Origin of the sequence: Microcoleus sp. OTE_8_concoct_300 (genome assembly GCF_031383065.1) — a bacterium.
Lineage (GTDB): Bacteria > Cyanobacteriota > Cyanobacteriia > Cyanobacteriales > Microcoleaceae > Microcoleus.
Genome location: NZ_JANMZH010000379.1, coordinates 1 through 11,235, shown reverse-complemented (window position 1 = coordinate 11,235; position 11,235 = coordinate 1). Strand labels below are relative to the sequence as shown.

General features: G+C 46.5%; 10 protein-coding genes and 1 pseudogene. 8 read left to right on the top strand and 3 right to left on the bottom strand.

Features of this window, described 5'->3' with window-relative positions; genetic code table 11:
- Positions 1-324: 324 nt before the first annotated feature.
- Together ACUVJL_RS16865 and ACUVJL_RS16860 are read right to left on the bottom strand one after the other, a co-directional pair.
- Complete coding sequence (locus ACUVJL_RS16865; RefSeq protein ID WP_445246901.1) at positions 325-1,311, bottom strand: GntR family transcriptional regulator; 987 nt, start codon at positions 1,309-1,311, stop codon at positions 325-327.
- A 93-nt stretch (positions 1,312-1,404) separates the two neighbouring features.
- Positions 1,405-1,752, bottom strand: coding sequence for a hypothetical protein (locus ACUVJL_RS16860; RefSeq protein WP_445246900.1), 348 nt, complete (start codon positions 1,750-1,752; stop codon positions 1,405-1,407).
- Between the two features lie 311 nt (positions 1,753-2,063).
- Between ACUVJL_RS16860 and ACUVJL_RS16855 the strand changes: the two genes are divergently transcribed.
- Entirely contained in the window at positions 2,064-2,402 is a 339-nt protein-coding gene (locus ACUVJL_RS16855; protein ID WP_445246899.1) for a hypothetical protein, read from the top strand.
- Positions 2,403-2,481: 79 nt separating this feature from the next.
- Here ACUVJL_RS16855 and ACUVJL_RS16850 read toward each other — a convergent pair.
- Positions 2,482-3,097, bottom strand: a pseudogene (locus tag ACUVJL_RS16850) (IS1 family transposase).
- Positions 3,098-3,342: 245 nt separating this feature from the next.
- On the opposite strand from ACUVJL_RS16850, the gene ACUVJL_RS16845 reads away from it, so the two are divergent.
- The 7 genes from ACUVJL_RS16845 to ACUVJL_RS16815 all read left to right on the top strand — a co-directional run.
- Positions 3,343-4,539 carry a HEAT repeat domain-containing protein gene (locus ACUVJL_RS16845; protein WP_445246898.1) on the top strand — a complete coding sequence of 399 codons (1,197 nt, stop codon included), beginning with the start codon at positions 3,343-3,345 and terminating at the stop codon, positions 4,537-4,539.
- Positions 4,540-4,646: 107 nt separating this feature from the next.
- Positions 4,647-5,723 carry a glycosyltransferase family 4 protein gene (locus ACUVJL_RS16840; RefSeq protein WP_445246897.1) on the top strand — a complete coding sequence of 359 codons (1,077 nt, stop codon included), beginning with the start codon at positions 4,647-4,649 and terminating at the stop codon, positions 5,721-5,723.
- A gap of 43 nt (positions 5,724-5,766) precedes the next feature.
- Positions 5,767-6,528 (top strand): type I methionyl aminopeptidase, encoded by a 762-nt coding sequence (gene map / locus ACUVJL_RS16835; protein WP_332954619.1) that lies wholly within the window; start codon positions 5,767-5,769, stop codon positions 6,526-6,528.
- 305 nt (positions 6,529-6,833) lie between these two features.
- Positions 6,834-7,763 (top strand): S66 peptidase family protein, encoded by a 930-nt coding sequence (locus tag ACUVJL_RS16830; protein WP_445246896.1) that lies wholly within the window; start codon positions 6,834-6,836, stop codon positions 7,761-7,763.
- Positions 7,764-7,928: 165 nt separating this feature from the next.
- Entirely contained in the window at positions 7,929-8,714 is a 786-nt protein-coding gene (locus ACUVJL_RS16825) for a hypothetical protein (protein ID WP_445246895.1), read from the top strand.
- 236 nt (positions 8,715-8,950) lie between these two features.
- Complete coding sequence (hemE, locus tag ACUVJL_RS16820; protein ID WP_445246894.1) at positions 8,951-10,015, top strand: uroporphyrinogen decarboxylase; 1,065 nt, start codon at positions 8,951-8,953, stop codon at positions 10,013-10,015.
- Between the two features lie 271 nt (positions 10,016-10,286).
- The coding region (locus ACUVJL_RS16815) for an NAD-dependent epimerase/dehydratase family protein (protein ID WP_445246893.1) at positions 10,287-11,235 on the top strand (949 nt) is incomplete at its 3' end.

Below are 11,235 nucleotides of genomic sequence, written 5' to 3'. Positions count from 1 at the left end.
TTTTGGGCAAGATGACCAAAAATATCGTCAAATCTTTGACACCATCTATCGAAGCAGGGGGGCATCGCGGCAGGGGTTGTCTCTTTCATTGGTCATTCTTTAACGTTATATGCTTGCTATGCAAGCATTATAACGTATTTTTACCGTATTTTTTGTTTAAGTCCCGGTAACTACTGAGACACTCAATTAGATTGTTACTACATTATTATCTGAAGTTCTGGGATGTTCCGGTTCCTCAATAATTCATACCGCTATTGAGCAACAACAAAAAGATTAGTTGAGCGATGAGTGCTGTGAATAAAATTATAATTTAGGAAGCTGCTACTACGTTAAAATTTCCATCTCAACAGCCGCTAAACGAGCTTGGAGTACCAGCAAGTTCACTGGGTTGATGTCGATACTAAAAGTCATTAGTTTCAGGGTTTTGGGAATGTATTGACTCAACTGACTCTCAACTAATCTCGAACACACCACCAAATCAAATTCTTGTAACCCTGGCACATTGTTTTGAACAAATTCCACTGTAACGGCTTTTGATTCTATGTGATACACGTTATAGTCAATAATTTCCTTCATTGCTTCGCTGCTGCTTTTTTTTTGGCACACAAACAATAGCTTGGCATTGCGGCGTAGGGATGAGATGTGACCCCATAGCTGCTTATCTGGCTGCACTTCAATTCCTATCACTTCCTTATTGGGATCTGCTATCTGAGCCACCTCCCACAAGTGTTTGATGGTCGTTACTATCAAATCGGCGGACAAGAGTTGTTCTAATGCTTGTGGTTCTTTGGCTTGCAAGTGCGCCCAAGGAATCGATACCAAAGCTAATCCTGTTGCTGATTGAATAGTTGCACTGATATCGATACTGTCGGGAAAAAAGTTCACGAATACTACATTTATTTGATGGCGATCGACCAACACTGCTTGAGCATAAGCTGCCGCTGAGAACTCTGCTGCGGTTAACCCATATTGGGATGCTGAATGAAAAGCTTGACTGAGTAAGTCGTAGAAGGTTTTGCGAGCAACCATCTGTCTGACCAAGGGAGAATTCGCAATGACCGTTCTTTTACCTCGGTTGCCTACGAGATATCCCAAAGCAATCATTTTGTTGTACGCCTGTGCCACAATGGTGTGATTCACTCCTAAGTATTTAGCCAAGTGGGTAATCGGCGGTAAAGGCTGATTTGGCTTCAGATTGCCGCGCGCGATTAGTAGCTTAATTTGTTCGGTGATTTGAGCACCAATGGTGATGGGCGAAGCAGTATCGACAACTATGAGGGGAAAAACCTGGTCTGTAATACAAGTTGGCATAATTGTTTCTCCTATTATTGAGGCATACTTTACCCATTAAAAGCAGCCCATAGAATACAGAGCGTTGCTACGGATGCTCTTACATCTATTAGACTAATGGCGTTCAAACATCCACAACCGACCAGCATAAACTCCATTGAAGCATAGGGGCTTGGAATGGCGCTCTATGATGCGACCGTCCTTGAGTTGAACTTTTTCATTAATCTCCAAATGCGTTTGCTCGTAAATTTCAGTCATATCCTTGAGAAAAAGTTTAGGATTATCAAATCCCTCGGATACAAACTCTAACGCGCGTTGGTCTGATAACGACTTGATAATAACTTCAGGCAGATTCCAAATCCTCAGTAAATTGGGAGTGAATCCTACGATTTTTCGGTTGCAGTTGACGATTAAAATGCCAGCATTATCCTGATTTTGTAGTCGTTCTGGAATTAACAGCATCAGAAATTCTCAAATAACAAATCTCTACTTTTCACACACTATTTCTTGTTAATTCAGGGATTTACAGCAGATTCCACGTTTATGAAGGATACCCCCCTATCGATTTATCCCCGCCACCGTGGGGACACCATTGCCGTGTCCCTACTTGATAAACCTGGAATACACTATAGGTTTTCAATTAGTTTACGGCATTATACCACACCATGGCTGATTTAAGGCAAAATACTGGTTGACTGGTATTATAATACTGGTGTACTATAGAACGGAAATATTGTTGTATTGCAATAATTTCTAAAGAAGGGATTCCAAACATGAAGTGGTTATTCAACTTGGGAGCCGAGTGCCGGCAAAATCTGCTTTCTGGGTCTTTTTACACGCAGCTAGCCGCCGCCGAGCATCCCGACGATGTTCGAGGTTGGGTCAGGCAACTGTACTATCAATCGAGTGATTTTACTGCGGCATTAGCGATGCGCTATACAATTTGCCGGGACTTTCGGTATCAATCATGCTTCGCACAGCACGCCACAGAGGAAGTAGACCACGCCTCGCTGCGGCTCGATTGGATGTACAAACACGAGTTCCTGCTGCCGGGAGAAAAGCCGACTTCCATCACTTGTGGAACTTGTGGGAGCAAGATAACCAACACCTAAGCGTGAAAATGGCAACTTAAAAATAGTGGTGATACTGAAATAGCGTTACCGTTTTGGTGTTGATCAATAGCGGTATGAATTATTGAGGAACCGCCACATCCCAGAACTTCAGATAATGTAGTAACAATCTAATTGAGTGTCTCAGTAGTTCTTCTGATTTGGAATAGCACAGTGTCTTTGGATGCAGTCGAGCTCGCGGAGTGTCTTTGCCTTGTGTTTTCCCCCTCAACCCGTGTCATGTATGTCTTGCTGACAATCTGGTCGCCGTCTGGATTAAAGCCTGGATAAACTGACAATCCATCAGTGACTACCGAAATAGCCTGGAAGTGGTCAACCGCCGTCCACAGCCAGATGCAAGTTTTTTGTGAACCGACAAAGGTTTCTAATTCATCTAGCTCACCTACGAGGGGAACAGTCTCTGGTTTGTAAGCATCAGGCAGCAGTTGTCCCAGGCACTTGACCCAAGTAATCACCGTCCTGTGATGCACACGCAATGACCTCCTTCGATACCCCGACAGCCGATGCCGTTAACATACATTTTCAGGCATTCTCGTTTGACTTCATCTCAGTAGCCTTTCGGTGGTTCCTAGCCCTCGATGAACTGGCGACCATAAGCAACACAAATGTGATGAGTGTTTACCTTGTTTCTTCCCATTTTTACGGATATGGGTGCAACCGTATTCTGGGCATTGCATCCTCAATTGACCTCAATTCATACCAACATTCTGCAACGCCCAAACTAATTAGTTAAAGGACTTCTACGTCAATGACGCGATTGTGTTAATCATATCTGGCTCGCTGCCCTCTCAAACCCGGGTTTTTCGCGAGTCTGGTGCTATTTGTTAGTTAGTTGAGCGCATAGCAGCTAGGATCGAGCTAACTCAAGCTTACACTAAAGCTCGTCATGCGGCGTTGCCTCTCAAAACCCGGATTGAGTCTTATGGCGTACTACCGCTCCTTTGTATGTTTCTTCACCTGCATTGCCTGTCTGGGCGCTGCCTTCAGTCCAAGTGCCGAGGGAAGGCAACAGGTACTCAATGCCTCCTACCGGGCTGTTTCCCAAGAAATTGCTCAGGCGAACTCTCCCCCGGACGATCGCCAGGACTCCAAGCCTTCAAAACCGTCTCCAGCGCCCGATAAAAACAAATCTAAGCCGTCCCAAACGTCAAAATCTTCCAAACTCCCGAAAGCGATATCCAATTTGATCGTCATTTTGTCTAACCAGCGGGGGTTTTTAATGTTGGGTTTGGCAGCAATTGTCGTCACGGCAGCCGCAGTATTTATCATGCTCAAATTAGTTAGCAACGACGAGTCAAATCATTCAAAGCGAAGGCGGGCAAGAGTTGCTCGCCACAAGCAAAGAAACTCTCAATTCAATAATCCCGATCCTCCTACAAACTCGCCAAAAATAGGACATCAAGAGGTTCCTTTTGGGGCAGAAAAACCGCTGTCAGCCTTGCCCTACCCTTTGGATTTGCCAAAAGACTACAGTCTCGACAGGAGCGATCGGTCTTTACCGTTAATCCTGGAATCGGGGCAACCAGAATCCCAGGATGCAGCAATCGAGGGCGATAGAATTAATTCCGACACCTCGCCCTTGGAAACTCACAGCAACGGTTACAGCGACACAGGTTTCAACATTCCCGAAACAACTAATCGAGCCGATTCCCTAGCGAGTCGCAAGAAAGATATTTCCGTTCCAGAAACGGATGGCAGGCCTAAAGTTGATATTATTGAAGCACTGATTGAAGATTTGCAGCACCTAAATCCGGCTTTGAGGCGCAAAGCAATTTGGGAACTCGGCCAGCGGGGAGATTCCAGAGCTGTTGAGCCGTTGCTCGATTTGCTAGCAAATTCCGACTCGAACCAGTACAGTTTAATTTTGGCAAGTCTCTCGGAAATTGGCATTCGCACTCTCAAACCGATGAATAATGCCTGGTCAATTTCGCTGCACAATGAAAATCCCGAAGTGCGTAAAAATGCGATTCGCGACTTGACGCGGATTTACGAATTGGTGAATCAAATCAGTTACTTGTTGCACCGTGCGACGGACGATCCAGATCCAGAAGTTCAGGAAACTGCTCGCTGGGCAATCAATCAGTTGAACCGCATCCGTCCGCGTTCTGGGATGGATTGATAAGTCTAGCGATTTTCAAGTAATTTTAGATTTTAGATTTTAGAGTGGAGAATTTATAACTTAGATTATGTTAGAATTACTGGCGGCTGACTAATGATTAATGACTAATGACTACTGACTATTTGAAAATATTGTTCCTCTCAACTTCGGTCGGTCAACTCGGTTCGGGGTTGGGCGGCGGAGTCGAACTTACAGTCCTTAACATCGCTAAAGAATTGCACCGCCGAGGTCATAAAATAGCAGTGGTAGCGCCGATAGGTTCAGTCTTAGAATCCATTCCAGTAATCGAAATAATGGGCGATTTGCAAGTAACTGCCCAAACACAAGATTACAATTCTCCTATTGTGATGCCCGCCGATGCTGTGCTGGCAAATATGTGGGAATACGCTCGCAAAGTTCAGGATGAATGGGATGTCATTGTTAACTTTGCCTACGATTGGCTGCCGTTTTATTTGACGCCATTTTTTAGAACTCCGATCGCCCATTTTATCAGCATGGGTTCCCTTTCGCGATCGCTCGATCGCATCGCCGGACAAACCGTCGCCCAATTTCCCGGTACGATCGGAGTTTACACCGTTTCCCAAGCCGAAACCTTTGCCTTTGCCAAGGAGTGTCAGTTGTTGGGAAGCGGCATAGATTTATCGCTGTACGAATTTTGCAGCCAACCGGAACCCAAATTAGCTTGGCTTGGTCGCATCGCCCCGGAAAAAGGCTTAGAAGATGCAGTGGCTGCAGCGAAAATTACAGGCATTTCCCTAAAAATTATGGGCAAAATGCAAGATGAGGATTATTGGCAAAAAATTTGTGCAGATTGGCCAGATGCTCCGGTAGAATATTTAGGGTTTCTGACAACAACCCAAATGCAAGAGCAAGTCGGTCAGTGCCGAGGATTGTTGATGACGCCGCGCTGGGTGGAAGCTTTCGGAAATGTGGCGATCGAGGCTTTAGCGTGCGGTGTGCCTGTGATTGCTTATAAGCGCGGGGGACCTGCCGAAATTGTTCGAGACGGACTGACGGGCTTTTTAGTGGAGCCTGACAGTGTAAATGGCTTGGTAGGTGCGATCGCCCGCTTAGACCAAATTGACCGCAGCGCTTGCCGCCGACAAGCAGAGGTAGAATACTCTTTGGGAGCTTTGGGCGATCGTTTTGAACACTGGTTCAAATCTATTCTAAAATTGAGTTAAATAAACTCTTAATCGACCACAAAAAAAGAAAACAGAAAAAACTATGGCAACCGAACGTTTAGTGCTTTTATCGAGCAGAGAAATAGACAAAATGCGCCAAGCAGGTCGCTTAGCTGCCGAACTTCTGCTGCATCTCGAACCGATGGTAAAACCTGGTGTCAGCACTCTCGAAATTAACGACGAAGCCGAACGCTGGACTTTGGCACACGGAGCAAAAAGCGCTCCGCTAGGCTATAAAGGATTTCCCAAATCTCTGTGTGCTAGCGTTAATGAAGTAGTGTGTCACGGCATCCCGAATGCTAAACAAATTCTGAGAGAAGGTGACATTATTAATATTGATGTAACGCCTTTAGTTGACGGCTATCACGGCGATACTTCCAAGACTTTTTTTGTGGGGAAACCTTCACCGGTAGCGAAAAAGTTAGTTGAAGTAACCGAGGAATGTTTAAGAAGAGGAATTGCGGAAGTCAAACCGGGTGCTCGTACTGGCGATATCGGTGCAGCGATTCAAGAATATGCTGAAGCACAGGGTTTTTCGGTAGTACGAAATTTTGCGGGACACGGCGTTCACCGCGTTTTTCACACGGAACCGGAAATTTTGCACTACGGTAAGCGGGGCACGGGGAAGAAGCTCAGACAAGGCATGGTTTTTACGATCGAGCCGATGATTAATGAGGGTACTTGGGAAGTGGAAATTCTCGCCGATGGTTGGACGGCTATCACGCAGGATGGAAAGCTTTCGGCTCAATTCGAGCACACGCTAGCTGTTACTGATTCTGGGGTGGAAATTCTGACTTTACCGTAGTAATGATTAACAAATAATCTGAAAAACTCACTCTTAAATCAATAATTAACCATATCCCGTAGGGGCGGGTTTCACCGACAATATTTAACGATTATCAACAATCTAGATAAACCCGCCCCGCCACAACCGATAACCCAAATCAACCTAAAATTTGCACCGAATCGGAAAATGTAGGTTTGTATTTATGGGTGGGTGGGGGCGGGTTTTCGAGATTGTCTGTTTCAGTCAGAAATTGTCTGTAAAACCCGCCCCTACGGAATTATGATCGATTCACAAAACACGATATAACTAATAACTAATAACTAATGACTAACATAAAATTTCTACAACCGGGAGATTTGCTCAAAGTAATTGCCCCTAGTGGCACTTTGCGAGAATCAACCAATTTTGAAAAGGGTTTAGAAGTTTGGAAATCCCGCGGCTATCGACTTGAATTAACACCGGGTTTTGACGATCGCTGGGGCTATTTGGCCGGTTCCGATGAAAACCGCGTCCGACAGCTCGCAGATGCCCTAAATGACCCGGATTGTCGCGGTATTCTCTGTGTTCGAGGCGGTTTCGGCAGCACTCGACTTTTGGAAAAAGGAAATGTGGCAAAGGCGCAAAACCCCCAATTTCCACCTCCCGATTCCCATTCGCCGAAATGGTTAATCGGCTTTTCTGACATTACTGCTTTACTGTGGAATCACGCTAAATTAGGCGTTTGGGGTGTTCACGGGCCGATGCTGACAACTTTGGCGGATGAGCCGGATTGGTCTGTCGATCGACTTTTTGACTGCATAGAAGGTCGTCCCTTACAATCTTTGCAAGGTAAAGGATGGGGCAGCGGACAAGCCACCGGGCCTCTGTTTCCTGCGAATCTGACGGTTGCTTCTCATTTGCTCGGAACCCCGTATCAACCGGATTTGACCGGGGTTATTCTCGCATTTGAGGATGTTTCTGAGGCTCCTTACAGGGTCGATCGAATGTTGACTTTGTGGCGGATGGCGGGGGCTTTCGCTGGGGTGCGGGGCATTGCTTTGGGGCGTTTCAGCCGCTGCGAGATTGACCCGAGTATTCCCAGTTTTAGCATTGAAGAGGTTTTGCGCGATCGGCTGGGGGATTTGAATATTCCGATTGTCTCGGATTTGCCCTTCGGGCACGAGGGAGTTAACGCTGCTTTACCTATGGGAATTATAGCTAGTCTTGACGCTGATTCGGGATTGCTCAGTTGTGGCGATAAATCGCAACTTTAGATTAGGGATAAACGTCTATAACTTTAAGATGAGATTTTGCACCCGCTAAATAGCCGGGTTGGGTGAGGTTGACACTGTTGGCAGAAATTACATTTAAAATGGATTGTGTATGCAAATGTCGGCGCCAAGAAAGCAAAAAGATTTTCAAATTTTCGAGAGGTTGATATGAGAACACACAACTTGTTAAACAGTATTGCTGCCGCAGTCCTAGTTACGGGATTGGCACTTACGGGGATTTCCTCAAGTGCAGTTGGCGAACAGATACGGAATAACGATCGCATAGATGGAGTAATTCGCCGCACTTCCCAGATTTACCGTTTCCGGAATATGTGGGTGCCGGGATCTCCGACGGAAGAATTGCGCGGTCAAGAATACACATTCAGCGCTCGGGAAGGCGATAACATTGAAGTGTTTTTAGACACAGATGCAAGTCGCGGTTTTGCTCCCGTAATGGTGCTGTTTTATGGGAACAACAAACAAGTCGCTTTTACCCAAGAGCGTTCTTTTAATTATCAAATTCCCCGTAGCGGCGATTATAAACTGTTAGTGTTAGCAAAAGATGCTGCCAGAGGCGGTAGCTACACCCTGGAAGTTGCGGGAATTGATGGGGGCGACAGACGATCTCGCAATTCGCGGGACGATGGGTACACGAGGCGAGATGACGATCGATATAACAGTCGATATGACAGAGCACAGCTTCTGCAAGATGATTTTGGCTTGCGGTCTGTTGATTGTCGCGAGAGACGTTCTATGGTGAGAGTAAGGTTTGACGATGGTAATCAAGACTCGACTTACTGCGCTGTCCCGACTAGAAACTTCCCGGCGGGAGATTATTACTACAATTCGCGGACTAGAGATTTAGATTCGGCGAGGGTGAATGATAATAGGAGGTTCGATGAGGGCCGCGATCAATGTCGCGTATCCGTAGGCGGAGTGTGCGTAACGAGGTAAGTAGGTCAAACTGTAGCGCGGGCCAAGAAACCGGGTTTCTTCGTAGAAACCCGGTTTCTTGGCGTATACACAGAATTTATACCAGTCCTTATACAGTCGAGCTCTGGGCATCGCCTCACTTTCTTTGGCAATGACAAAATACACATTTGTACACACAACGATTTTGTCAAAAAGGACGATCGCACAGTGGTAAGCTACCAAAGGCATTGAAATATCTAAGGTAGAGAAAAGTTAAAATGTCGGCATTAAATGAAGTTCCCTTGTTGTTGCGGGCAGCCCGTGGCGAAACTCTAGACCGCCCGCCCGTGTGGATGATGCGTCAAGCCGGCCGCTACATGAAGGCTTATCGAGATTTGCGAGAAAAGTATCCCTCGTTTCGCGAACGTTCCGAAATTCCCGAAGTGGCGATCGAAGTTTCACTTCAGCCGTGGCGCGCGTTTCAACCCGACGGCGTAATTCTGTTTTCCGATATTGTCACCCCTATGCCCGGTTTGGGCATTGACATGGACATCGCCGAAGGTAAAGGCCCGATTATCCACTCACCCATTCGCACTCAGCAGCAAATCGACAACCTGCAACCGCTGAACCCGGAAGAAAGCTTGCCGTTTATCAAAACTATCCTGAAATCCCTGCGCCAGGAAGTCGGCAACAAATCCACCGTGCTCGGTTTTGTGGGCGCGCCGTGGACGCTGGCGGCCTATGCGGTTGAGGGCAAAGGTTCTAAGGATTATGCAATTATCAAAAACATGGCATTTTCCGATCCAACTTTACTGCATCAGTTGCTCTCAAAATTTGCAGATGCGATCGCCGTTTATATGCGCTACCAAATCGACTGTGGCGCGCAAGTAGTGCAAATGTTCGACTCCTGGGCCGGCCAACTGTCCCCGCAAGACTACGACACCTTCGCTTTACCCTACCAGAAACAAGTATTCGAGCAAGTCAAAAAAACCCATCCCGACACCCCGCTAATTCTGTTAGTCACCGGTAGCGCCGGCCTCCTCGAACGCATGACAACATCCGGCGCGGATATCGTCAGCGTCGATTGGACAGTGGATATGGCCGACGCGCGCCGACGTTTGGGCCCCAATATGAACGTTCAGGGAAATCTCGATCCGGGCGTGTTGTTTGGTTCTCAAGCGTTTATTCGCGATCGAATTCTTGATACAATTCGCAAAGCCGGTCATCGCGGACACATCCTCAATTTGGGACACGGCGTGTTACCGGGAACTCCCGAAGATAACGTGCGTTTCTTCTTTGAAACGGCAAAACAAGCCGACAAATTGCTTGCAGTTGCTGCTTGATTTGATTTCGATTCTAGAATCCCATCAAATCCGGTAACTGGTTCCCAGGCTCTGCCTGGTGAACCCATATCCAGAGGCTCTGCCTCGCGTAAAATGGAGGCAGAGCCTCCGGATCTGCGTTACCAGGTCAGAGCCTGGTAACGAGTAACAAAAACACACAATATTTGTAGGGACACGGCAATGCCGTCTCCAACCGTGAAAAAAGGATACGGCTATGCCGTTTCCCTACCGTCAAAAAAGCGTCAAATCCTCCCTCTTCCCCTGCGGCAAAATGAACTCCAAAAAAATTTTTGTGACGGGTGCAAGTGGCTGTATCGGTCACTACATGGCCGAAACTTTGATTCAAGAAACGAACCACGAACTTTACCTATTAGTTCGCAACCCCGAAAAATTAAAATTTGACTGGAAAGCCCGCCCCGGCATTAATATCATAGAAGGCGATATGCGAGATATCGATCGACACGCCGAACTTTTGCAAACAATGAATGTAGCAATTGTAGCCGCCACTGCTTGGGGAGGAACTCAAGAAGTTTTTGATGTTAACGTCACCAAAACTCTGCGCCTAATTCAACTACTTTCGCCACAGACTTGCCAGCAAGTAATTTATTTTTCAACGGCGAGCATTCTCGGTCGAGACAACAATTTGCTCAAAGAAGCCGGGGAACTGGGAACAGATTATATTCGCTCAAAATACAACTGCATGGTGCATTTGTCAGCCTTGAAAAATGTGCCTCCGATTACGGCACTTTACCCGACATTAGTATTGGGAGGAGACGCAGAAAAACCAGTCTCTCACTTGTCATCTGGCCTGCCACTTGTCGCAAAATGGATTGGTTTGATTCGCTGGTTTAAGGCAGATGGAAGTTTTCACTTCATCCACGGTGCAGATATTGCCAAAGTAGTTAATTATTTAGTTGAGCATCCGCCTGCTTCCGAGGAACCGCGACATTTTGTGCTAGGAAATCCGGCGATTACAGCTAACGAAGTGGTAGAACAAGCTTGCCAGTATTTGAATAAAAACATATTTTTTCGGATTACTCTTTCACCTTGGCTAGCCGATTTCTTTATTTGGCTGTTCCGAATTCAGGTGGCTGCTTGGGATAGATTTTGCATCAGCTACCGCCATTTTACCTATCAAAATCTTGTGAATCCCGAAAGCATAGGAATGCCGAGTTACTGCGGCACAGTTGCCGATATGTTAAGAACTAGCGGGATTCCCG

What these genes read in the sequence shown, in the direction of transcription:
- map (WP_332954619.1), top strand. Translation starts at nt 5,767, where the DNA reads ATGGCAACCGAACGTTTAGTGCTTTTATCGAGCAGAGAAATAGACAAA.
- ACUVJL_RS16840 (WP_445246897.1), top strand. Translation starts at nt 4,647, where the DNA reads ATGACTACTGACTATTTGAAAATATTGTTCCTCTCAACTTCGGTCGGT.
- ACUVJL_RS16860 (WP_445246900.1), bottom strand. Translation starts at nt 1,752, where the DNA reads ATGCTGTTAATTCCAGAACGACTACAAAATCAGGATAATGCTGGCATT.
- ACUVJL_RS16825 (WP_445246895.1), top strand. Translation starts at nt 7,929, where the DNA reads ATGAGAACACACAACTTGTTAAACAGTATTGCTGCCGCAGTCCTAGTT.
- hemE (WP_445246894.1), top strand. Translation starts at nt 8,951, where the DNA reads ATGTCGGCATTAAATGAAGTTCCCTTGTTGTTGCGGGCAGCCCGTGGC.
- ACUVJL_RS16830 (WP_445246896.1), top strand. Translation starts at nt 6,834, where the DNA reads ATGACTAACATAAAATTTCTACAACCGGGAGATTTGCTCAAAGTAATT.
- ACUVJL_RS16855 (WP_445246899.1), top strand. Translation starts at nt 2,064, where the DNA reads ATGAAGTGGTTATTCAACTTGGGAGCCGAGTGCCGGCAAAATCTGCTT.
- ACUVJL_RS16845 (WP_445246898.1), top strand. Translation starts at nt 3,343, where the DNA reads ATGGCGTACTACCGCTCCTTTGTATGTTTCTTCACCTGCATTGCCTGT.
- ACUVJL_RS16865 (WP_445246901.1), bottom strand. Translation starts at nt 1,311, where the DNA reads ATGCCAACTTGTATTACAGACCAGGTTTTTCCCCTCATAGTTGTCGAT.